Consider the following 25349-nt stretch of genomic DNA (forward strand, 5'->3'; position numbering starts at 1 on the left):
TAGGCCAGGTCAGTGCCATCCCGAAAAATTGACCATGCCGGTTGAAGAGCAGAACGAAGAACAGTGGTTTGGCTTTGGTAAGGGGTTATAGCGATCGCAATTCACTCCTTCAGGTAGGTGTGCCTGCAAGGCGTTGTGGTTTATATCCATTATTAAATAAATTCATTTTGTCCTGGCCGGACGGGCTTATTTTCTTTTGACAGCAAAAGAAACAAAACTGCCGGCTCGCAATTTTTCTGTGGAAGTTAGTGGGTAAGGCTAGGTCATTGCCATCCCAAAAAATTGACCATGCCGGTTGAAGAGCAGAACGAAGAACAGTGGTTTGGCTTTGTTAAGTGTTAATAGCGATCGCAATTTCACTCCTTTAGGCGTTGTGGTTTATATCCATTATTAAATAAATTCATTTTGTCCTGGCCGGACGGGCTTATTTTCTTTTGACAGCAAAAGAAACAAAACTGCCGGCTCGCAATTTTTCTGTGGAAGTTAGTGGGTAGGCCAGGTCAGTGCCATCCCGAAAAATTGACCATGCCGGTTGAAGAGCAGAACGAAGAACAGTGGTTTGGCTTTGTTAAGGGTTTATAGCGATCGCAATTCACTCCTTCAGGTGGGTGTGCCTGCAAGGCGTTGTGGTGATTCGTCGTTACCTTCGTTTCCAATATCTCCTTTCTTTCAAGAATGCTTCTTCAGCTAAAACTTCAAAAAAACAATATAATTTTTCTCGAAAACAATATTTTTTTCTATCATTGCAGCCCGATTAAAAGCCTCCTTAGCTCAGCTGGTAGAGCAACTGACTTGTAATCAGTAGGTCATTGGTTCGATTCCGATAGGAGGCTCTTTTTAATTTAGAATTGTCTGTTCACGACTTTCGATTGTTCCCGAAATCTAAGTATTCCTTTCAGCTTATTCTTTTACCACTTTACAAATCGTAATTGGTGAAGCTAAAATCTTAAATTCGCGACATGCTAAACTACTTTTCGGCCGATTGGATTTTTCCTGTAAGTACACCACCCGTAAAAAACGGGGTAGTTGCAGTTAATGCGGAAGGAGAAATCCAGGAAGTACTAACAGAACTGGCGGCTCAGCAGCTTCCTTTGGAAATAAAGGGATACAAAGGTGCAATTGTTCCTGGTTTCATTAATACGCACTGTCATCTGGAATTATCACACATGCTTGGCGAGATTCCGGAAAGAACTGGCCTGGTAGCGTTTTTGCAAACCGTTATCAAAAGCAGATCTGCCGATGCGGAAGAAATTCAGTTGGCGATGCATAGCGCTGACCAAAAAATGTTCGATAATGGAATTGTAGCGGTTGGTGATATTTCCAATCAGCTTATTTCAAAAACCGTTAAGCAGCAAAGTGAAATCTATTACCACACCTTTGTAGAAGCGTTGAGTTTCAATCCCGATAGGGCAACTGCAACAATGGAGTTCGCTAGCGATATTAAAGACCAGTTTTTGCCTTTGCCTGCATCTGTGGTGCCCCATGCGCCATATTCCGTTTCGCCTGAACTTTTTGCGTTAATTAATACGGCTGCAGAAAAGGAGCATACCTTTATTAGTGTTCACAACCAGGAAACTACTCATGAAAATGATTTTTTCGAACAGAAGTCTGGAGGGTTTCTGGAACTTTATCAATTCCTAGGGCTGGATTTAGTATTCTTCAAGCCTTCCGGTAAAACCTCTTTACAAACCTGGCTACCTTATATAAAAAAGCAAAAAATGTTGCTGGTTCATAACACCGTTTCCAGTAAAGAAGATATAGCGTTTGCAAAGCAGAATCATGCTGATTTATATTGGTGTTTATGTCCGCAGGCTAATTTATATATTGAAAATGCACTTCCCGATGTTCATCTGTTAATCAGCGAGAACTTAAAAATTACCTTAGGAACAGATAGTTTGGCGAGCAATCACCAGTTGAATATTTTAGCGGAGATGCAAACTCTGCAATCGTTGAAGAAAGTGAAATTCGAAGAACTTTTAAAATGGGCGACAATCAATGGGGCTGACTTTCTCGGGTTAGCGGATAAGTTTGGATCAATTGAAGTCGGTAAATCACCCGGATTAAACCTGATTCAGTTATCAGAAGATTTTATCATTAAAAGTGATCAGGTGATTAAATTGGCTTAATGGATTATGCACTTTGTTCACAGATAAGTTTTGTTTAATTTTGAATATATGGGAACATTAATTGTACATCCTGAAAATAAAGAACAACTTTCAGCACTTAAAGCTTTCATGAAAGCGTTTAACATCTCTTTTGAAGAGGCAAAACAACCGTATACTACTGATTTTACCGAAAAAATGAAGCTTAGTAAACAGCAAGCCAGCGAGGGGAAAACTGTCAAAATCAGCTTGGATGATATATGGAAATAGAATTTACATTTATCGCGGTACAAGATTTAGATTATTTTAAAAAATCTGGCAATAAATCAATTCTAAAAAAAATAAGAGCGCTTTTAGAGAGCATTCAGGAGAGTCCATATACTGGAATCGGAAAACCAGAAGCGCTTAAATATGAGCAATCAGGTAACTGGTCCAGAAGGATAAGTCAAGAGCATAGATTGATCTATGAAGTTAAATCTGAACTCATCATCGTTCATTCTTTGAAAGGGCATTATTGCTAATCATAAATATTAATGACCCCAATCTGTAAACTCTTCAACATCAAATACCCCATTATCCAGGCTGGCATGGTTTGGTGTAGTGGCTGGAAATTAGCCTCGGCGGTTTCCAATGCAGGTGGTTTAGGGATCATTGGTGCAGGTTCTATGTATCCTGATATCTTGCGGGAACATATTCAAAAATACAAAAGTGCCACCAGCCAGCCTTTTGCCGTGAATATCCCATTGATGTATCCGAATGTTAAAGAAATAATCGAAATCGTAATCCGGGAGGGGGTTAAAATTGTTTTCACATCTGCAGGTAATCCGGCAACGTGGACCACTATTTTAAAACTGGCAGGAATCACTGTTGTACATGTTATTGCAAATACAAAATTTGCGAAGAAAGCACAGGAGGCAGGAGTAGATGCCATTGTTGCAGAAGGCTTTGAAGCGGGTGGCCACAATGGAAGGGAAGAAACCACCACCATGTGCTTAATTCCCATGATTAGAAGTGAAGTTCAGCTTCCAATTATAGCGGCCGGAGGAATAGCCAGCGGAAAATCAATGCTTGCTGCCTTTGCTTTGGGTGCCAATGCCGTTCAGATCGGTTCGGCCTTTGCCGTTGCCGAAGAATCTTCGGCACATTGGGCTTTTAAAAATAAAATTATTTCATCAGCTGAGGGCGATACTCAGCTCGCCATGAAAAAACTGGTACCGGTAAGGTTATTAAAAAACGAATTTGCAGACGCGGTCGCACAAGCCGAAGCTGAAGGTGCAGACCGCGCACAGTTGCTACAAATCTTAGGAAGGGCGAGGGCAAAAAGCGGAATGTTTGAAGGCGATATGGAAAACGGCGAACTTGAAATCGGACAGGTTTCAGCCATGCTCAAAGAAATTAAACCTGCAAAACAAATCCTGGAAGAGATCTGGGAAGAATTTCTAAAGGCCAAAAATGAACTGGCTGCTCAAAATTTCGATATTTAATCTACTTGTGAGCGTTATAAAAGTTGATTCGTAACTTAGCGCCATAAATTTTCCATTAATGAAACACATTGATATAAAAGTAACGGGCAAGGTGCAAGGCGTATTCTTCAGGGCGAGTACAAAAGCTGTAGCCGATCAAATGGGAATTCGCGGCTTTGTTAAAAATGAAAAAGATGGTTCTGTTTATATCGAAGCAGAAGCCGAACAATTTATTTTAGATGCTTTTATAGACTGGTGCAAAGAAGGACCAGATAAATCTGCAGTGGAAAATGTAGCGGTTAGCGACGGAACACTTAAAGATTTTCGCAATTTTGAGGTGGTGAAAAAGAATTTACTCTGGTAAAATAAATACCGTTTTAGATTGAATAATTACGATTTCAATCTAAATCATATATCATAATATTGTTAATCCGATTTTAGTGAGGTTGATGAATGGTAAATTCAATTTATATCTAAAATCTAAAATTTAAAATCTCTTGTCTGTATATAAAAAGTTTCTTGGGCAAACAATGGTTTATGGGATCAGCACCATAGCTTCAAGATTATTAAATTTTATTTTAACCCCAATATTTACCAGAAGCTATGGTGCTGCGGCGCTAGGTGTTTTTACAAAAATGTACGCCTATGCTTCTATGACCAATGCCATTCTTGCGTTCGGGATGGAAACCACATTCTTTCGGTATTTAAATAAGTACGAAGATAAAAAAGCCCAGGTATATAACAATTCATTTTTAATCGTTGCCTTTATTTCGATCTTATTTTTAATTACAGGTCTTGTTTTTACGGAGCCAATAACAAAGTGGCTGCTCAATAATAACATGTCGCACTATCAGGATCAGAAAAGATATGTTCAATATTTTCTATGGTTACTGTTTTCTGATGCCATTTGTGTTATTCCTTTTGCCAGGATCAGGGCCGATGGAAAACCTTTCCGCTATAGCATTATCAAATTTTTAAACATTCTAAGTTATGTATTGCTGAGCTTGTTTTTTATTTATGGCATCCCATTAATTATTAAGCATGATTTGCCCGGGCATGAATTTTTCCAGAGCTGGTTTCGGGATAAATGGGTTGGATACGTTTTCATCTCCAACCTAATTGCCAGTGCTTTTACTTTTTTATTACTGGTGCCTGAGTTTTTAAAGGTGCAGTTTAAGTTTGATGCTGCATTATTCAAAAATATGCTCTCTTACAGCTGGCCGGTGCTTGTTGCAAACTTATCTTTCATCATTAATGAAAATTTAGATAAAATTCTGTTAGACCGTTACACCACCGAAACCCAGGTAGGGATTTATGGTGCGGTGTGTAAACTGGCCATCTTTCTCAGTATTTTTAACATGGCATTCAGATTAGGTGCCGAACCGTTTTTCTTTAGTTATGCAAAAAATGAAAATGCAAAAGTTACCTACGCAAAAATTTTAGAATATTTTGTGATTGCGCTTTCTATTCTTTTTGTGGCTTTAACAGCCAACATCGAAATCTTAAAATACTTTATCAGTAGAGATCAGGCTCACCTGGCAGAATACTGGGTTGGATTACCCGCCGTTCCATATCTTTTGGTTGGTTACGTGTGTTTAGGGATTTACATGAATCTTTCTATTTGGTACAGGCTATCAGATCAAACCCGTTTTGGTCTGTATATTTCTCTGGTTGGCGCAGTGATCACCATTGTTTTTAACATGATCCTTATTCCAAAATACAGCTATATGGGCTCAGCGTGGGTATCGATGGCTACTTATGGCACCATGATGATCATTTCTTACATCTTAGGACAAAAGTATTATCCGATTCCTTATAACCTTAAAAAGATTCTTGGTTATTTAATTGTTTCCACTATAATCGTATTTTCATCGTTCTTTATCTTTAATAAAAACATTTATATCGGCAACGCTATGCTCATCGCGTTTGTTGGCGGCATTGCTTATTTTGAAAAAGACGATTTAAGAAAAATGTTAAAACGATAGAAAATCATTTACACAAATCAGTTTTCCGCTATAAAAATGAATATCAACATCATTAATAAATCTGAACATCCATTGCCTCAATATGAAACAACACATGCTGCTGGGATGGATTTAAGGGCATCAATTATAGAAGAAATTACACTTAAACCTTTGCAACGGCAACTCATTCCCACCGGTTTATTTATAGAATTACTGGTTGGTTTTGAGGCACAAATCAGACCAAGAAGTGGCTTAGCTTACAAACATGGCATTGGTATTGTAAATTCGCCTGGAACTATTGATGCAGATTATCGTGGCGAAATTAAAGTGTTATTGGTAAATTTATCTGATACAGATTTTAAGATCATTAACGGAGATCGTATCGCACAGATGGTTGTAGCTAAACATGAAACTGTGCAGTGGCAGGCAGTTGAGTCTCTTGGCGAAACCCTAAGAGGCGAAGGTGGGTACGGACATACCGGAAAGGGTTAATAATAGGGGTTTGGAATAAATAAATTGGTTTTGAATGAACGAATGTTTCTGCAATTTGTATGAGCGTTCTTTCCTTCAATCATTTTGTCATCCATACTTTCAATCAATCATTTTTAAATTATGGTAAAAAGGGTCGTTTTTCTTGCTTTGTTATCCTTGAGTGGTTATGCTTTCGGACAAAAACCCGCTGTTGCAGCGTCGGGCAGGGATAGCAATATGGTAAAGCAATTGTTTTTTGCTGGCTTGAGAGATAAAATGACCGATAACTATGCGCTTGCATTAACTAATTTTAATAAAGTTGTTAGTTTAGAACCGGGTAATGATGCTGCACTTTTCGAACTGGCGAACGCGAACCTGCGTTTAGACCGATTATCTGAAGCCGAATTAAATATCAGGCAGGCGATAACTATAAAGCCGAACAATCCCTGGTATCAGCGTTTGCTGGCAGAGATTTATAAACGGACCAACAAAATGCCAGAGTTGATTGAAGTCTTTAATCAGTTAATTAAGATAGATCCGGAGAACGATGCTTATTATTTTGATAAGGCTAATGCACAGTTTTTATCCAATCAAACAGCGGCTTCTAAAAAAACTTACGATGAAATTCTAGCCAAATTTGGCGAATCCAATGAACTGCTTGCTGCTAAAAAACGCTTCCAACCAAATTCTGGTGCCTCAGAAAGTGATATAGTTAAGCTTTTGGAAGGTAATCAGGCCGATATTAAAAATTACCTCTATGCCGCTGGCTTGTTGCTGCAAAAAGGTAATGATGCAGAAGCGCTAAAAGTTTTACTAAAAGCGCAACAACTGGCACCAGGTAATTTCGAAATAAACCTGGGACTTGCAGATGTTTATGGCAAACAGAAAAATGATGAGCAGGCTTTCGCATCTTTAAAGCAGGCTTTTGAAAATGCAGAAATGCCTTTAAATGAAAAGGTGAAAATTATTGCATCATTGTTTTCGAAACTGAGTCAGCCGGTTGTTGCCGAAAATGTGACCGCATTAAGTAAGCTTTTAGCAGAGAAAAACCCAGCAGATGCAAAGGCCCTGGCGCTTTATGGCGATGTTTTATATCAGCAGAATAAATTAAAAGATGCATTAGTCCAGTATCAGGCGGCATTGAAGATAAACGATCAGGTTTATATGGTATGGGAGCAAATTATCAATATCCAAACATTATTAGGGCACTATGATGATGCCGTGAAGATGGGAGATGAGGCGCTTACCATTTATCCAAATCAGGCCAGCCGCTATTACTATACAGCTTATGCCTTATTCAAAACGGGTAAGTTTGATCTGGCTCTAAGTAATTTGAAATCAGCTTTGCAGTTAGATGTGGAGAACAAAAGCTTACAAGCGCAGGTTTTTGCCCTTCAAGGTGATATCTACATCAATCAAAATAACTTTGCATTGGCAAAAACAGCATTTGAAAAAGCTATTGCGATGGAGCCTGATAATTATTTTATCATGAATAATTATGCTTATTATCTTGCCCTGAAAAATGATGACCTGGCTAAAGCTGCAAAATATTCGGAAACGGCGGCCAATGCTATGCCTGATAATTCATCCGTTACAGATACTTATGCCTATATCTTGTTTAAACAGCAGAAATATGATCTGGCCAAGGTTTGGATAGAAAAAGCATTGCAAAACAATACCAATAAAAACGGTGTTTATTTGGAGCATTACGGAGACATTCTTTTTATGAAGGGAGATAAGGATGCTGCCCTGGTACAGTGGCAAAAGGCGAAATCTGCCGGGAACGGATCTGAAGTATTAAATAAGAAAATTAATGAGAAGAAGTATTTTAAATAGCTTGCTAATTGCAGGTACAGTAATTTTTGTATCTGCGTGTAAGCCCAAAAAAGCAATCGTTGTTGCACCTCAGGCTGCCGAAGAAGTTAAAACGGATAACACAAAGGCCGAAGCTTTGGCTTTACTAAATAGCAAGCAATTGAAGTTTAATACCCTTTCGTTAAAAGCGAAAGCCACATTGGATATCGCCGGCAATTCGAATGATGTAACTATGAATTTCAGATTGAAAGATAAGGAAATCATTTGGGTAAGTATTACCGCATTGGGTGGTGCATATGAGCCGGCCAGGGCTTTAATTACGCCAGACAGTATTAAGGTAATGAACAGGGCAAAAGGCGAATATTTAAGCAAACCATTTAGTTATATCTATAATTTTACCAATAAGCAAGTTAACTTTAATACGCTGCAAGCGATGTTAACCGGTAATGCAATGGGAGAATTTTTAACGCAGGATGCTAACTTAAAACAAGAAAGTGGCGTTTGGGTAGTATCAGGAAGTAAAGAAGGCCTGGATTATAAATTGCTGTTTAATACCCTTTTAAAAGTGGAGGAAACGAATCTGAATGATGCAAAATCTGGTCAGGCGTTAAAGGTAATGTATTCAGATTATCAGAATTTGAATGAATCTTTATTTCCCAGTTCACTTAAAATCAATACTTTATCTGGGATGAAAAAAGTTAATATCGATTTGAAATTTGTAAAAATAGACGGTAATGTTCCATTGGAATATCCTTTTAAAGTTCCGGGTACCTATAAGCTGGTAAAGTAATATTCTTTGCTTGTGTTAGCGATCTTTTAAACAGTCATCAAATATTTAGGTTGAATTTTCATCCGCTTATTTTGCCGACTGTTTTTTTTATGAGCAGAATTTTTCGAATGAAGATGAGGTGAAGTTTTTTTGCAAAGCCTTGTGGATCTAAATTTTAATGTCTTTTCCTATAAAATTTTTATACTTTTGGCTTAATGAAGCTACAGAAAATCATATTTATCCTGTTTTTAAGCGTATTTGCCTATTCGGCTACTGCACAAACCGAAAGTCAGCTCAGAAGGAAAAAAGAAGCTATCCAGCGTGAAATTGAACAGCTCCAAAAGAATTTAAATAAAACTGCTAACGGGAAGAAATTAACTTTACAGCAGATTAATGCAATCAATGCGCAGATTCGCCTCCGTCAGGATAAGATCGGAACCATCAATTCTGAAATAAAAAATCTTGATAATCAAATCTCCCAGAACACAAATACCGTACATACATTACAAGACCAGTTAGGCGATTTAAAAAAGGAATACGCGGGGATGATCCGTTTTGCACAACGAAACAGAAATGCCTACGAGAAGATGATGTTTATTTTTGCCGCCAGGGATTTTAACCAGGCTTATAAAAGAATAAAATATCTGCAACAATTTAGTCAATACCGTAAAAAACAAGCTGGTTATATTGAAAATACCCAGCAGGATTTAAACGGAAAAATCAAGGTGTTGGATAAAACCCTGAGAGAGAAAAGTGATCTGCTAAAAGAACAGGAGCGGGAGCGGGAGCGTTTAGGAAAAGATAAGAATCAGCAGGCTGTTGCTTTGAATCAATTAACAAAGCAAGAACGCCAGTTTAAACAAGATATCAATTCTAAGAAAAAAGAACAGGCACAAATTAACCGGGCAATTGCTGCGGCAATTCAAAGAGCTATTGAAGAAGCCAGAAGGAAAGCAGCAGAAGAAGCACGTTTAGCAGCGGCAAAACGCGCAGCTGAAGAAAGAGCTGCTGCAGCGAGAGCAAAAGCAGAAAATAAACCGGCTCCAACCACCAGCACAGCACCCGCTGTAAGAGCGAAGAGTACATCCGAGTTGTTAACAGCTACACCAGAAGCAGCAAGACTTTCGGCAGGCTTTGAAAATAATAGAGGGAGGTTGCCATGGCCGGTATCAACCGGAACGATTACAGAACGATTTGGTTTACATAAAGTAGATCAGGCATCATATACTAATGATGGTGTAGACATCACTACGGCAGATGGCGCTGCAGTAAGGGCTGTATTTGCGGGTAAAGTAGTGATGGTTCAGAACATTATGGGTAGAACTGCAGTGGTAATTAACCATGGAGAGTACTTTACGGTGTATCAGAATTTAAAAGGGGTGAGCGTAAGTGTAGGTAACTCTGTCGATACCAAGCAAACCATAGGCGCGGTAGCGAGTACTGGAGATGATGCGATACTTAAGTTCCAGATTAGAAGAGGGCAGGGAGCTTTAAATCCGGAAGCCTGGATTAGTAAATAAGAAAGTTTAAAAATGTTTATATTTGTATAAAATAGATTAGTGATGTATCAAGGAACGTTATTAGAGTTTTTAAATATGGGTGGATCTGAGATCGTACTCATTTTAGTGGTCGTGCTTTTGTTATTCGGCGGTAAAAAGTTGCCGGAATTAGCAAGAGGATTGGGAAAAGGAATCAGAGAATTTAAAGATGCATCTGATGGTGTTAAGCGTGAAATTCATAGAAACATCAATGCGATGGATTTAGATAAAGAAGAAGCAGAAGAGAAAGTTGCAAATAATCAGGCTCATCAACCAGCTGCAGAAACTGCTCCGGTAGATGAAAAAGTGACAACAACCGACAATCATCCGTCAAGTACTCCTATAGATGAAAAAATTGTAACTGACAGTCAAAAAGTTTAAACAAAAAAGTTATGTTAAATACAACAATAGCAGCAATGCTTGGAACGCCAGAGATTATCATTATTGCGGTAGTGGTATTGTTATTATTTGGTGGTAAAAAAATTCCTGAACTAATGCGTGGTTTAGGTAAAGGTGTTAAAGAATTTAAGGATGGTAAGGATGGCGTAGATGGAGAACAAGTTGATCCATCAAACCGTGATAAAACCGTTTAATTGTTATAATTTTAAGTTTTGAAGAAATACAGCGCTCTAAAAGAGATCCAGGCACTCATTTCGCAAAAGCAACTTACTTTACCCGATTTATTAGCTTATTATTTTAAGCAAATTTCAGATAATGAACACCTCAATGCATTTAATGAGGTGTTTTTTTATTCGGCGGAAGTTCAGGCGAAAGCGGTACAGCAGAAGATAGCGCAAGGCACTGCAGGTAAGCTTGCCGGGATGGTAATTGGCATTAAAGATAATATCTGCTATAAAGATCACATCGTTACTGCATCATCAAAAATGCTCGATGGCTTTGTGTCGCCCTATTCATCTACTGTTATTCAGCGCTTATTGCAGGAAGATGCCGTAATTATTGGTCGTTTAAATTGTGATGAATTCGCAATGGGTGGCTCCAATGAAACCTCTTACTTCGGGCCGGCAAAAAATGCTGCAAATCCAGAATTGGTGCCGGGTGGGTCTTCTGGTGGCTCTGCTGTAGCTGTTCAGGCTGATATGTGTCTTGCTGCCCTGGGTACTGATACCGGTGGGTCAGTTAGGCAGCCAGCAGCATTCTGTGGTCAGATTGGTTTAAAACCAACGTACGGACGAATTTCGCGGTATGGCGTTATTGCCTACGCTTCATCATTTGATCAGGTTGGGCCGATCACTTCTTCGGTTGAAGATGCCGCGCTTTTACTTCAGGTTTTGGCTGGTGCCGACGATAACGATTCTACTGTATCTTCATTAGCTGTTCCGGATTATCCGGCCAGGTTAAACGAAGAGAAAAAACAGCGGATAGCTGTTTTGAGAGAAACCATCGAAAGTGATGCGCTCGATCCGGAAATTAAAGCTGCTATTTTAAAATCAATAACCAATCTTCAGGAGAAAGGCCACACGGTTGAATATGTGTCTTTTGATCTTTTAGATTACCTCGTTCCGGCGTATTACATTTTAACCACTGCGGAAGCATCCTCAAATTTATCAAGGTATGATGGTGTACATTACGGATACCGAAACACAGATGCAAAATCACTGACGGAACTTTACAAATTATCCCGGGCAGAAGGTTTTGGTGAAGAGGTGAAAAAGCGTATCCTATTGGGGACTTTTGTTTTAAGCGCAGGTTATTATGATGCCTATTATCAAAAAGCACAACAGGTTCGCAGGTTAATCAGAGAAAAAATGGATAACCTGTTCCGGGATTATGATTTGATTTTATCGCCCGTGGCACCAACAGCCGCTTTTAAAATAGGTGATAACGTTCAGGATGCATTGGTAATGTACCTTGCAGACATTTTTACTGTTTTACCATCATTAAGCGGAAATCCGGCAATTGCCTTACCTTTAGGCAATAATATCGCTGGCTTGCCGTTAAGTATTCAATTTACAGCCAAACATTTTGAGGAAGACAAGCTCCTGGCTTTTTCTCAGGCATTTTTAAAATAGCGTATTTTTTAAAATATGCACAGCGTTTTTTGTGTTTCTCCGGCTAAATCGGAGCGGCATTCTGATTAAGATTTCGGTAGGAGAACTGAAAATAGCGCTGGATAAACCAAATTGCCCATGATAAAAAAACTACTTTTTACCAGTATATGTACCCTCATAGGATTTGTTTCTGTCTCTTATGCCCAGCAGAAAGTAAATATTGATAGCCTTCCGAAAATACAGGATAACATTTTCATAAACACCGACCCGGTTTCGGTGCCACTTATCTACGAAAACCCATTATTAATGGGCCAAAATTACATCTATAAGTTACGTTTGGATTCTATTGCCAAAACTGTTCCCCTTCCCTACAACGAGTATGTTCAGCAGTATATAGACATTTATGCCAAGCGAAAAGATTTATTTGGCAAAATGATGGGTTTATCAAACTACTATTTTCCCATTTTTGATAAAGCATTAAAAGAATTTGATATTCCGCAGGAAATTAAATACCTCACCATTGTTGAGTCGCAAATGAATCCCCATGCAATTTCCCGGGTTGGCGCAACAGGTATCTGGCAGTTTATGTTTGGTACGGGCAAAGCTTATGGTTTAAAAATGGATAATTTTGTAGATGAACGAAAAGACCCTATTCAGGCCAGTTATGCTGCAGCACAATATTTTAGAGATGCGTATGAAGAACTGGGTGATTGGTTACTGGCTATTGCTGCATATAACTGTGGCAAGGGTGCAGTGGCCCGTGCAATGATTAAGGCAGATTCACGTGATTTCTGGGTAATCAGGCAGTTTCTGCCTAAAGAAACCAGGAATTATGTGCCGGCATTTATTGCTGCGGTATACGTAATGAATTATTCTAATAAACACCAGATTTCTCCTCAGGCCTGTAGTTTATTCTTAAAAACAGATACAGTTCAAACGAATAAATTTGTTTCCTTATCCGACCTGGCAAAAGCGTTAAATGTTGACGAAACAGCCCTTTTTGCACTTAATCCATCATACAAAAAACAAATTGTTAATGGTACTGATGAAGATCCAAAACGGATTGTAATGCCGAAGCTTAGGGATATTGATTATGCCGGAATTTATGAAGTGCTGAATAATACGGGATTAGAGACAAGCATGCGGGTGATTCAGGCGAGCACAGATGATGCAAGAGATCTGCGAAAAGCAAAGGCTACTAAACATATTGCCAGCAATTCTGTAGTGTTACATAAGGTTGCTGCAGGGCAGTCGCTCACAACAGTTGCCAATAAATATGGGGTTGAGGTGCAAGATTTAAGGGTATGGAACGGACTGAAGAGCAAAACTATCGTACCCGGTCAAAACCTGAAAATCTTCGCTAAAAATGTGAGTCGCTTAAAACCACCAGTTTCTTTCCTGAATTACACCGTAAAATCCGGAGATACATTATCCGAAATTGCTGAAAAATTTAATGGCGCCACTGTTCAAAGTATCAAACGTGATAATAAGTTATCCAGGGCAGGCTTGCACGCAGGGATGATTCTGAAGATTAGCAAAGGATAGCCAGCAGAACTTATTGCCTCTTCTATATATAAAGAGGTAAAATAGATATTAGTTAAGAGGGATATTTTTTCGACCTGCCGATAAAAAAACATAAATCGCTTTGACCTCCCCGAAGATTGTGACATCAATTCTCACCTTTCAGTTTTGTGTTCAGTTGAAATTGAACAAATAATGGCCCTAATATTTGCTTATTTTTAATCACAGCGATCACTGTTTCTCTATGTAACTGTTTACGAGCGAAGTGCTAATCATCTTGATTTAGCAGGACTTATTTTGCCTGCATAATGTTTTCTGCCTGATAAAAGAATCGTACCTTTGCGCGGTCACTAATAAGTTACTTAATGAGTAATATCAATAGAAAGCAAGATGCGCTCGATTACCACTCGCAAGGGCGGCCAGGAAAAATACAAGTAGTACCTACAAAACCAACGACTTCACAACGTGATTTAACCATGGCTTACTCGCCAGGTGTAGCAGAACCTTGTTTAAAAATAGCAGATAATACTGATGATGTTTACAAATATACCGCGAAAGGGAATCTTGTTGCTGTAATTAGCAACGGAACAGCCGTTTTAGGTTTGGGAAACATTGGTCCTGAGGCCAGCAAGCCGGTGATGGAAGGTAAAGGTTTATTATTTAAAATCTTTGCAGATATCGACGTATTCGATTTAGAACTGGATACCAAAAACATAGACGATTTTGTGAAAATTGTTAAAGCTTTGGAACCAACCTTTGGAGGCGTTAACCTCGAAGATATTAAAGCACCAGAGTGTTTTGAAATAGAAACCCGTTTAAAACAGGAAATGAATATTCCTGTAATGCACGATGATCAACACGGCACGGCCATTATTTCTGGCGCAGCATTATTAAATGCCTGCGAAATTCAGAAAAAGAAAATCGATAAGATTAAGGTAGTAGTGAGCGGGGCAGGTGCAGCAGCAGTTTCCTGTTCAAAAATGTACCTTTCTTTAGGTGTGAAAAAAGAAAATCTGGTGATGTTCGACATTGACGGATTGATTAATACAGAACGTACTGATCTTGATGATATGCGGATGTATTTTGCAACCAGCAGAAAAGATATCGGTACCATAGGTGAAGCCATGAAAGGCGCAGATGTTTTTATCGGCCTATCTGCAGGAAACGTAATCCAGCCAGAAATGTTGGTTGGAATGGCGAAAAATCCGATTGTTTTTGCAATGGCTAATCCCAACCCGGAGATTGCTTATGAACTGGCCATCAAAACCCGTAAGGATTTGATTATGGCAACTGGCCGATCTGATTATCCAAATCAGGTGAACAATGTGCTCGGTTTTCCATACATTTTCCGAGGTGCTTTGGATGTTCGTGCAACAACTATTAATGAGGCCATGAAAATTGCAGCTGTGAAAGCAATTGCAGAATTGGCCAAAAGATCAGTTCCTGAAGCCGTTAATCTGGCCTATAATGCACGTAACCTGAAATTTGGAAGGGATTATATTATCCCTAAACCGGTAGATTTCAGGTTAATAACAGAGGTTTCCATCGCGGTAGCTAAAGCTGCTATAGAAAGCGGCGTTGCCCGTAAAGTAATTACCGACTGGGATGCGTATTCTGAGGAGTTAAGAAAGCGTTTAGGTTTGGATGATGCCATTATGCGCTCCATTACCACTAAAGCTAAAACTGACCCTAAACGGGTGGTGTTTGCAGAAGCTGATAATTACAAGATTTTAAAAGCTGCTCAAATTGTTAAAGATGAAAATATCGCGATTCCAATCCTATTAGGAAACAGAGAAAAAATTCAGGCGATTATTGATGAACATGCGCTGGAATTAGATGGCGTTGAGATCATTGATCAGATGCAAAATCCGTCTAAAACGAAACAATACGCAGCGGCACTCTATAAAAAAAGACAACGTAAAGGAGTATCCATAAATGACGCAACTAAGTTGTTGAGAGACCGTAACTATTATGGTGCATCGATGGTTGAGTTTGGTGAAGCAGATGCTATGATTTCTGGTTTAACAAAAAATTATGGCGATACCATTAAGCCTGCTTTGCAGGTGATTGGTGTGGAGCCAGGCGTGAAACGTGTGGCTGGTATGTACATGATGATGACCAAAAAAGGTCCGGTGTTTTTTGGTGATACCACGGTGAACGTAGATCCCACAGCAGAGGAGTTGGTAGACATCACTTTATTGTTGGATAAATCGGTAAAACAATTTAATATCAAACCCCGAATTGCATTATTGTCCTATTCCAATTTCGGTTCGAATGATGGTGTAACGCCAAATAAGGTAAGAGAAACGGTTAAAATTCTGCATAAAAATTACCCGGAGGTTATTGTAGATGGAGAGATGCAGGGAAATTTTGCCATCAATAACGAACTTTTAAAAGATAATTTTCCGTTCAGTACTTTAGCAGATGAGCCTGCAAATACATTGGTTTTCCCTAATTTAGAATCAGGAAACATTGCTTATAAACTTTTACAAGAGCTCGGAGGAGCGGAAGCTGTGGGGCCGATTTTGTTAGGTTTGAATAAGCCTGTTCATATTGTTCAGTTAGGAAGTTCGGTGAGAGAGATCGTAAATATGGTTACTATTGCGGTAGTGGATGTTCAGGCAAAAGAAGAAATTGCTGAAACATTAAAACGAAAAGGTATATTTACAAAAACAACTAAGAAGTAATACTCCATGTACGCCTATATTGATGGTAAATTAACATACAAGAACCCAGCGTTTGTTGTGGTTGAAGCCGGTGGTATAGGCTATCATATAAACATTTCATTAAATACTTACAGCGCCTTGGGAGACGCAGAAAGGTGTAAACTCTACACCTGGCTGTACGTAAAAGAAGATGCACATACATTATACGGGTTCGCCGATGAGGGCGAACGCCGTTTATTTCTACATCTGATATCTGTATCTGGAATAGGACCGAATACGGGTAGAATGATTTTATCATCGATAACACCAGAAGAAATTCAAACGGCAATCGTTAAAGCAGATTTGCCGCTAATCCAACGGATAAAAGGATTGGGTGCTAAAACAGCACAACGTCTGGTTCTGGAACTCCAAGACAAGCTAAAAAAAGAGGGAGTAGATTCGTTAATTTCTATGCCTCAGCATAATACCGTTAAGGATGAGGCGTTATCAGCATTAGTTATGCTCGGATTTGCCAAACAAACTGCCGAAAAAACCATCGACCAAATATTAAAAGTAACAGAAGGAACACTTTCTGTAGAGCAACTAATTAAACAAGCTTTAAAAAAATTATAGACCTTAACGCCCTTGAAGAGAATATCTATACTCTTATTTCTCACCCCTCTTTTCTTGATTGCTCCCAAAAACGTCTTCTCACAAGTGGTTCAGAGCAAAGCAGATACTTCTTTGTTAAAAAATAACTTCGGTTTAAAGGAAAAACAGCGACTGGGGATCAGTCCTTTACGCAGTCCGTTTTTCCCAATACCCAATAATGTGAGGCAGGTAGTGGAATATGATGCCAAAAATAAACGGTACATCGTAAAAGAATTAATAGGTGATAAATATGTTACGCAAACTCAATATTTAACGATCGATGAGTATTCAAGATTGGTTAATAGTGAAGTAAAGCGTGGCAACTGGCGTAATATTTCAAATGCAGAAGTAGGCGACTATAGAAATACAGGTATTATTCCAAAAATTCAGGTCAACAGCAAGGCGTTTGAGAAACTTTTTGGTGGAACAACTATCGATATTCAACCGCGGGGTGAAGCAGAGCTTACTTTTTTAGGGCGCAGAAATAAGAATGAAAACCCTTTATTTAATGAGCGGCAAAGGGTGCAAACCAATTTCGATTTTAACCAGAGAATTCAAATGGACCTGGTTGGGAATATTGGTACAAAGCTTAAAATAAAAAGTAATTACAATACAGAGGCACAGTTTGACTTTGAAAACCAGATTAAATTAGATTATACTGGTGGTGCTGATGATATTATTAAAAAGATAGAGGCTGGTAACGTAAGTTTACCATTAAATACCAGTTTAATCACAGGTACGCAGGCATTGTTCGGGATTAAGACCCAGTTGCAGTTCGGAAAACTGAATGTAACCAGTGTTTATACTCAACAGAAATCAGAGTCACGCGAACTTCGGATTACCAATGGTGCGCAACAAAACGAATTTGCTGTTACTGCAGATAATTATGAAGCCAATAAACATTATTTTCTGGCCCAGTATTTCCGCAATAACTATAACAAGCATTTAGCCAATGCACCCATTATTACCTCGCCAATTCAGATCACAAAAATTGAGGTATGGATTACCAATAAGGCTGGAAACACCACAGATTCGAGAGATATCTTGGGTTTCTTGAATTTGGGTGAGAATCAGCCTTTTAACCCGGGAGCAATCGCCGGTGGCGGATCGGCTCTTCCGGCAGGTACAACTGCAACAGGATTTCCGCAGCAATCGAATAATTTATTGAGTAGTTTACCCGCTGATGCCAGGTTTACAAATTCAAATTCGATTATACCATTTTTTCAAGCCAACGGCGGTACTGATCAGTATGCGAAACTTACCTATGCAAGAAAATTAACCGAACGCGAATTTACTTTCCAACCCCAACTGGGTTATATCTCCCTGAATAATCCACTCAACTCGGATGAAGTTTTGGCGGTGGCTTATCGTTATACGTATAATGGAGTTGAATATCAGGTGGGTGAATTCTCTACGGATATCTCTTTTGATGCAGTGAATCCAAAAGTGCTTTTTGCGAAACTATTAAAAAATGAAACGACTAAAATCAATCTCCCAACCTGGGATTTGATGATGAAAAATATTTATTCAATAGGTGGGTATCAAATTAGTCCGTTGAATTTTAAACTTGATGTTTTTAGAATCGATAATGAGACCGGGGTAGAAAAACCGATCATGACCGAAGGGCAAAATACAGCCAACAAACAATGGATTTCTTTAATTGAATTTGACAGGCTGAATCAGCAAAATGAAAAAAAGCCAGATGGGATCTTTGATTTTGTAGCCGCCAACAATGCTTTTGGCTCTTACTTTTCCAATAGTGCTACAGCGAACAGTAACTTTGGATCCAACTTATCACTTAGTGGATTAGCAGCCTTAATAAACAACGCCAATACCGGATACATTACTATCGACCCTGCGAACGGCCGGATTATATTCCCGATTATTGAACCATTTGGTCAGGATTTGGCAAACAAGTTTTTACCCGGTGAACAGGCATTAATCGATAAATATACGTTCACAGCGCTTTATGATTCTACGCAAATGATTGCAAAGCAGCTGTTTCAAAATAAAAACAGATACGTAATTAAGGGGCATTATCAATCAGAAATTTCTTCAGAGTTTAGCTTAAACGCCATTAATGTTCCGGAAGGATCTGTTAAAGTTTTCGCCGGTACCATGCCTTTACAAGAAGGCGTAGATTTTACAGTAGATTATCAGGGTGGCAGGGTAAGTATCATCAATCAGGCATTGTTAACATCCGGTCAGCCGATTCGAATTACCACTGAAAATAATGAGCTTTTTGGTTTACAGCAAAGGTCGTTATTCGGAACGCGATTAGATTATCGGCTGAATAATAAGCTTAATTTGGGTGGTACGTTCATGAACTTAACGGAAAAACCGCTTACCCAGAAAGTAAACCTTGGCGAGGAACCAATTTCCAATACCATTTGGGGAGCAGATATTAATTATAGTTCATCTTCAAGGTTTTTAACCAAACTGGTAGATAAACTCCCGTTTATTTCTACTAAAGCACCGTCTAGTGTTAATTTTTATGGGGAGTTTGCGCAATTGGTTCCGGGACATCCGCGGGCATTAAACTTTGCAGGAAGTAAAAACGGCGTAAGTTATCTGGATGATTTTGAAGCGTCGAGATCGGTGATTGATCTAAAAAGCGCCATCGCCTGGCAATTGTCAGGAACACCACAAGATTTTGCAGAATCGCAATTGTTAAACGATCTTACTTACGGTTACAACCGTGCACGGATTGCGTATTACAATATCGATCCCACCTTTTATAATTCCAATGCCACTACTACGCCAACCAATATCAGGAACAACAGAAATGAACTTTCCAATCATTATGTAAGGCAGGTTATTGAACAGGAGGTTTTTCCGTTTAAGGAAACGGCAACTGGTCAGGCTTTAAATATAACAACGCTGGATGTTGCCTATTACCCAACTGTTCGTGGCCCATACAACTATGCTACCACTGGTTTTTCAGCTGATGGAAAGCTAATAAATCCAAGACAGCGGTGGGCAGGTTTCCAGCGTAAAATTGAAACGAACGATTTTGAAGCGCTGAATGTCGGTTTTATCGAATTCTGGGTATTGGATCCTTTTATCTACAATAGAAACTCTCAGGGGGGTGATATTTATTTCAACCTGGGTAATATCTCTGAAGATATTTTAAAAGATGGACGGAAATCACTGGAAAATGGATTGCCGGCAACGAATGATCGCGCTAAGTATGATGAAACCGCCTGGGGGCGTGTTCCAAGGTTGCAACCGGTAATTCAGGCTTTCGATAATGACCCCGATGCAAGACGGGCACAGGATGTTGGTTTAGACGGGTTATCAGATGTAAACGAAAAGGAAAAATTTGCTGCAGCGATTAATCAAATCAAATCTCAGTTAAATGCAACTGCTGCTGCAGAAATTGATGCGGATCCATCTTCAGATAATTATTCCTATTTCAGAGGACCTGCTTTGGATCAGGTTAACGCAGGGATTTTAAAACGTTATGAAAAATATAATGGTCCTGAGGGAAATTCCAAAACCTCTCAGCAGTCTCAGGCAGAACTGGGGATAGAAAATTCTGCATCAACATCACTTCCTGATGGTGAAGATATAAACCGCGATAATAACATGACGCAAAGCGATGAATATTATCAGTATAAAGTGACGATGAAACCGGGGATGGATGTAGGTCAAACACAATTTATTACGGATAAAGTAACCTCGCAGGTAAAGCTGGCAAACGGAAATACGCAAGCCGTAACCTGGTACCAGTTTAGAATCCCAATTTCACAGTACGAGAAAAAAGTTGGTAATATTCAGGATTTTAAATCCATCCGTTTCTTCAGGATGTTTATGACAAACTTTGCAGATACAGCGATCATGCGTTTTGCAAAACTTCAGTTAATCAGAGGAGAATGGAGAGAATTTAACACTAAAAACACAGCAGATCAGGTGATCGTAGAACCTGGATTGCCTGCTTTGACGCCAGATAATTCGACAATTCAGGTGTCAACAGTTAATATTGAGGAAAACGGAAAGAAAAGTCCGATACCTTACGTAACGCCTCCCGGGATTCTTCGTGAACGTGATTTCAGTAATTACCGTGGCGATACACGTTTAAACGAACAATCTCTATCAGTTACCGTTAAAAATCTCCGTGATGGTTATGGAAGAGCTGCATTTAAAACGGCCTATAGTGATTTCCGTTCTTATAAACATTTAGAGATGTTTGTTCATGCGGAAGCCATTAATAATCAGCTTTTAGGTGATCGTGATCTGAATGCATTTTTGAGAATCGGAACAGACAATCAAGACAATTATTACGAGTACTTAATGCCTTTAAAGATCACGACCCCGGGTACCAGTGATCCTGACGCCATCTGGCCGGAGGCAAATAGAATGGACGTTAACCTTACGTTATTCCAGAATGCAAAACTTGCCCGTAACGTTGCGAAGCAAGCAAACGGGCAGCCATGGCCTATTAATGTGCCTTTCACCTTTACAGATGGTGATCGTACCATTATCGTAAAAGGGCAGCCGGATATGAGTAAGGTGAGGGTGTATATGCTTGGCGTAAAAAATCCGCTAAGAAACCTGAATACTTCTGAAAGTGAAGATGGAACAGAGAAAGATGTTCTGGTATGGTTTAACGAACTCAGGTTAACAGAGTTTGATGAAAGAGGGGGTTGGGCGGCCACTGCCAGGTTAAATTTAAAACTGGCTGATTTTGCTGACGTGAACATATCCGGCAGTAAATCGACCATTGGTTTTGGATCTATCGATTCCAAAGTGAGTGAGCGTAACCGTGCCGATAATGTTTTGCTTGATGTTTCCTCTGCGGTAGAACTAGGTAAGTTTTTACCACAGAAATCGGGTGTGAAAATCCCCATGTTTGTAAACTATTCAAAGCAGGTTTCTACGCCACAATACAATCCGCGTACACCAGATATAGAATTAAAAAACGCCTTGGACCGATCGACAAAGGAAGAAAAAGATTCGATATTAAATTTTGCTCAAGACTATACCGTACGGAGGGGAATCAACTTTACCAATGTGCGCAAAGAACGAATCAATAATAGTAAACCCGTTCGGCTTTGGGATATTGAAAACTTTGCAGCCAGTTATGCTTTTACGCAATACGACCATAGGGATTTTATTAATCAAAGCAGTATTCAGAATACCTACAGGGCTTCTTTACAATATAGCTATGCGAAAGAGGCCAAAACATATGCGCCTTTCGAGAAGATTATTAAATCGAATATGCTGGCCATACTAAAGGATTTTAATTTTAGTATCTTTCCCAGTGCCATCAACTTCAGAATTGATGTAGACAGGTTGTATTCTGAAAATACGTTGCGAAATAACGATCCTAATAATTCAATTCCAATATTCCAGAATGGGTTCGGAACAACATTTAACAAGAATTTCAGGATGAGTAGAATCTACGGAATTGCCTGGAATTTAACCCGTTCACTGCAATTGGATTTTAATGCCACCAATTATTCTATTATTGATGAACCAGATGGAAGAATTGATGGTATGAAACGTGATACGGTTTGGCAAAACCTTAAAAAATTAGGTCGCACCACAGATTATAATCATAACCTGAATGTAACCTATACTTTGCCAATTGATAAAATTCCCGGGCTTAACTGGGTAACCGTTAAAACCAGATATGGAACTAACTTTAACTGGCAAACAGAGCCTTTATCAACACTGTTGGATCCAAATATTAATTTAGGGAATACTGTTCAAAACAGCAGGAATGTTCAGGTTAATCCAACCTTGAATTTAGCTACCTTATATAATAAATTTGGCTTCATTAGAAATGCAGGTAACAGCGAGGAGACCGGCGATAAGCTTAAGAATTTCTTCGTTAACTTACTAACCAGTGTTAAAAATGTGAGTGCAAATTATGTGCAAACCAAAGGAATTTTCTTGCCGGGATATTTACCTAACACCAAATATTTTGGAATAGATAACGCAACCGGTGCGCCTGGCTTAGGCTTTGCATTTGGAAGTCAGCGAGACATTAGAGACATGGCGCTAAACAATGGTTGGTTAACCACTGATACCTTGCAAACCCAGTTATATGTAAATACGCTTCGCGAAGATTTACAGTTTACCGGACAGATAGAGCCTTTCCGTGATTTAAGAATTACCATCAGGGCAAATAAATCACAAACCAGAAATTTTTCCTCAAATTACAGGTATGTTGCCAGCGTTGCTTCATTTGAAAACTTAAGTGCAATTACCACAGGAGATTATAGCATTTCATACATTGCGCTAGGTACCGCATTTAAAGAGAAAAATTCAAGCGTAATTTCTACTTTATTTAATCAGTTTATGGCCAATAGGATTATTATCTCGAGAAGGCTAGGTTCACAAAATCCTAATTCAGCCGGGGTGGCTGGAGGCTATTCAGATGGTTATGGTAAAGAGAGTCAGGATGTGATTATCTCTGCTTTTATGGCTGCATATTCTGGTAAAGACCCGGGTAAGATGAGTATGAATTCTTTTCCCAGGATTCCACTCCCCAACTGGACATTAACTTATAATGGATTGACAAAGATTGCTTTGATTGCCGATCATTTTTCATCTATTGATATCAGACATGGTTATCGCTCTGCCTACAATATTAATGGTTTCAACTCTTTATTAAGGTACCAGGAAAGCAACGGTTCTTCTGTAAACCGTGATGCGAATAATAACTTCCTGCCAGAATTCCAGTTTGCACAAGTAACGGTATCAGAATACTTCTCGCCTTTAATTGGTGTGGATACCAGATTTAAAAATAACCTGAGCGCTACTTTTGAACTTAACAGATCACGTTTGTTAGGTTTGAGTTTAGCCAATAGCCAGCTTGCACAACTTTCAGAAAATAATGTGGTTTTAGGGATGGGTTACAGAACGAATAAGTTTCGTTTTCCTTTTGGCTGGTTTAAAAGTTTGAAAATGGATAACAATATGGATTTCAAACTCGATGTCGCCATTCGCGATAATAAAACTGTTATTTACAGAGCCGACGTAGAAGAAGCCGAAATTTCATCAGGTGCAAAGAACATTACATTGAGACCAAGTGTGGATTATGTCTTGAATCAGAAATTTAATGTTAAATTATTTTACGATTCGAATATTACAAAGCCTTATACTTCGCAAACGTTTAATACCTCTTTCAGTAATTTTGGTTTTAGTTTAAGGTTTACGCTGAATTAGGGGTTAGTGGATGAATAACCTTGATTTGCAAATATGGTAGAGCAGCGGTGATTAGAATAAACGAAGTTGATACTTTAAAAGCCGCAGATAATCAGCTGAATTTAATATTAGCGTGAAAGTTGAAAATGATTTGCGCTTAAATTAAGATAGCATTTGAATGGCAAGTTGATAGCATGATAAATTTATAAAAACATAATTTTTCAGTCTTTGCTATTGCTTAAACTAAATTGTATTTTTGACACGTAGACATACCTGCCATAAATAGCAAATCAATTAACCATTTGCAATGGTAAGTATGAAACAGAATAATAGACTAACTTAATTTATTTAAACACTTACAGGATAATGAATTTTCCATCAGAATTAAAATATACTAAAGACCACGAATGGGTTAAGGTTGAAGGTAACGAAGCTTTTATTGGCATTACAGATTTCGCTCAACGCGAATTAGGTGATATCGTTTATGTTGATATCAACTCAGTAGGTGACGAAGTGGCTAGAGAAGAAGTATTCGGTACTGTAGAGGCTGTAAAAACGGTTTCTGATTTATTTATGCCGGTAACTGGTACTGTATTAGAAATTAATTCGGAGTTGAATGATAATCCTGAATTGGTAAATTCTGATCCTTATGGAAAAGGCTGGATGGTGAAAGTATCACTGTCAGAACTTGCAGAAATTGAAGATTTATTAACTGCTGATGCTTATCAGGCATTAGTTGGTGCTTAATCTTATCCTATTTTGTACAAAGCACTGAAACGGCAAAAATGGGCCATACTCTGGACGCTTATCATTTTGGTGCTTTGTAATATAAAGCTTCCCGAATCTAACGGGCCAGGATTTTTTTTTGTAGGATTTGATAAGATGACCCATTTGGGGTTTTTCTTCGTACTTTCTGTTTTTCTGTTTTATGGGAAAATAAAATACCAGCATAGTTATGGATTTAGAATACTAACTATATTCAAAATCCTTTTAATAAATTTCATAATTGGCGGAGGAATTGAACTCTTACAGTGGAAGGTTTTTACTTACCGATCTGCAGAGTGGTGGGATCTGGGATGTGATATGATTGGTGCGCTGATGGCTGTTTTTAGCTATATATTATTGCATAAATTGAATTTCGATGAAAAGAATAATTAGTTCAGTATTTATAATGATCATCATATTTTTGAGCGGTTGCAGCATCTTTAAAAAAGATTGCAACTGCCCAAAAGTTTATTATAAAAGT

General features: G+C 38.7%; 19 protein-coding genes and 1 tRNA gene. All 20 read left to right on the forward strand.

The window, feature by feature from the left end; translation table 11 throughout:
• Positions 1-760: 760 nt before the first annotated feature.
• A tRNA-Thr gene (locus GJU39_RS12200) sits at positions 761-833 on the forward strand.
• A gap of 126 nt (positions 834-959) precedes the next feature.
• Positions 960-2126: an amidohydrolase family protein gene (locus GJU39_RS12205; RefSeq protein ID WP_154281085.1), complete on the forward strand. Its 1167-nt coding sequence runs from the start codon at positions 960-962 to the stop codon at positions 2124-2126.
• A 48-nt stretch (positions 2127-2174) separates the two neighbouring features.
• Positions 2175-2372, forward strand: a complete 198-nt coding sequence (locus GJU39_RS12210; protein ID WP_154281086.1) for a DUF2683 family protein — start codon at positions 2175-2177, stop codon at positions 2370-2372.
• Positions 2363-2623, forward strand: coding sequence for a Txe/YoeB family addiction module toxin (locus GJU39_RS12215; RefSeq protein WP_154281087.1), 261 nt, complete (start codon positions 2363-2365; stop codon positions 2621-2623). Before GJU39_RS12210 ends, GJU39_RS12215 begins: the two co-directional genes overlap by 10 nt.
• Before the next feature lie 12 nt (positions 2624-2635).
• Positions 2636-3586, forward strand: a complete 951-nt coding sequence (locus GJU39_RS12220; protein WP_154281088.1) for an NAD(P)H-dependent flavin oxidoreductase — start codon at positions 2636-2638, stop codon at positions 3584-3586.
• 58 nt (positions 3587-3644) lie between these two features.
• Positions 3645-3929, forward strand: coding sequence for an acylphosphatase (locus GJU39_RS12225; protein WP_154281089.1), 285 nt, complete (start codon positions 3645-3647; stop codon positions 3927-3929).
• A 133-nt stretch (positions 3930-4062) separates the two neighbouring features.
• The gene (locus tag GJU39_RS12230; RefSeq protein WP_245227858.1) at positions 4063-5550 is read left to right on the forward strand and encodes an oligosaccharide flippase family protein; all 1488 of its coding nucleotides are present in this window, start codon (positions 4063-4065) and stop codon (positions 5548-5550) included.
• Positions 5551-5586: 36 nt separating this feature from the next.
• The gene (dut, locus tag GJU39_RS12235; protein WP_154281090.1) at positions 5587-6021 is read left to right on the forward strand and encodes a dUTP diphosphatase; all 435 of its coding nucleotides are present in this window, start codon (positions 5587-5589) and stop codon (positions 6019-6021) included.
• A 120-nt stretch (positions 6022-6141) separates the two neighbouring features.
• On the forward strand, positions 6142-7836 hold the full coding sequence (locus GJU39_RS12240) for a tetratricopeptide repeat protein (RefSeq protein ID WP_154281091.1): 1695 nt from the start codon (positions 6142-6144) through the stop codon (positions 7834-7836).
• Positions 7814-8605 (forward strand): DUF4292 domain-containing protein, encoded by a 792-nt coding sequence (locus GJU39_RS12245; protein ID WP_154281092.1) that lies wholly within the window; start codon positions 7814-7816, stop codon positions 8603-8605. The genes GJU39_RS12240 and GJU39_RS12245 overlap by 23 nt, the downstream gene beginning before the upstream one ends.
• A gap of 194 nt (positions 8606-8799) precedes the next feature.
• Positions 8800-10104, forward strand: a complete 1305-nt coding sequence (locus GJU39_RS12250) for a murein hydrolase activator EnvC family protein (protein WP_154281093.1) — start codon at positions 8800-8802, stop codon at positions 10102-10104.
• Between the two features lie 42 nt (positions 10105-10146).
• Positions 10147-10503: a Sec-independent protein translocase subunit TatA/TatB gene (locus GJU39_RS12255; RefSeq protein ID WP_154281094.1), complete on the forward strand. Its 357-nt coding sequence runs from the start codon at positions 10147-10149 to the stop codon at positions 10501-10503.
• A gap of 11 nt (positions 10504-10514) precedes the next feature.
• On the forward strand, positions 10515-10715 hold the full coding sequence (locus tag GJU39_RS12260; RefSeq protein WP_029287719.1) for a Sec-independent protein translocase subunit TatA/TatB: 201 nt from the start codon (positions 10515-10517) through the stop codon (positions 10713-10715).
• An 18-nt stretch (positions 10716-10733) separates the two neighbouring features.
• Positions 10734-12152 (forward strand): Asp-tRNA(Asn)/Glu-tRNA(Gln) amidotransferase subunit GatA, encoded by a 1419-nt coding sequence (gatA, locus tag GJU39_RS12265; protein ID WP_154281095.1) that lies wholly within the window; start codon positions 10734-10736, stop codon positions 12150-12152.
• Between the two features lie 117 nt (positions 12153-12269).
• Complete coding sequence (locus GJU39_RS12270; RefSeq protein ID WP_154281096.1) at positions 12270-13676, forward strand: lytic transglycosylase domain-containing protein; 1407 nt, start codon at positions 12270-12272, stop codon at positions 13674-13676.
• 341 nt (positions 13677-14017) lie between these two features.
• Positions 14018-16339 (forward strand): NADP-dependent malic enzyme, encoded by a 2322-nt coding sequence (locus GJU39_RS12275; RefSeq protein ID WP_154281097.1) that lies wholly within the window; start codon positions 14018-14020, stop codon positions 16337-16339.
• Between the two features lie 6 nt (positions 16340-16345).
• Positions 16346-16930, forward strand: coding sequence for a Holliday junction branch migration protein RuvA (ruvA, locus tag GJU39_RS12280; RefSeq protein WP_154281098.1), 585 nt, complete (start codon positions 16346-16348; stop codon positions 16928-16930).
• Positions 16931-16942: 12 nt separating this feature from the next.
• The gene (gene sov / locus GJU39_RS12285; protein ID WP_154281099.1) at positions 16943-24124 is read left to right on the forward strand and encodes a T9SS outer membrane translocon Sov/SprA; all 7182 of its coding nucleotides are present in this window, start codon (positions 16943-16945) and stop codon (positions 24122-24124) included.
• A gap of 345 nt (positions 24125-24469) precedes the next feature.
• Complete coding sequence (gcvH, locus tag GJU39_RS12290; RefSeq protein WP_154281100.1) at positions 24470-24850, forward strand: glycine cleavage system protein GcvH; 381 nt, start codon at positions 24470-24472, stop codon at positions 24848-24850.
• Positions 24851-24985: 135 nt separating this feature from the next.
• A complete protein-coding gene (locus tag GJU39_RS23420; RefSeq protein ID WP_245227859.1) occupies positions 24986-25261 on the forward strand; it encodes a VanZ family protein in 276 nt (91 codons plus the stop codon).
• Positions 25262-25349: the final 88 nt, after the last annotated feature.

The organism is Pedobacter petrophilus, from assembly GCF_009674725.1.
Lineage (GTDB): Bacteria > Bacteroidota > Bacteroidia > Sphingobacteriales > Sphingobacteriaceae > Pedobacter > Pedobacter petrophilus.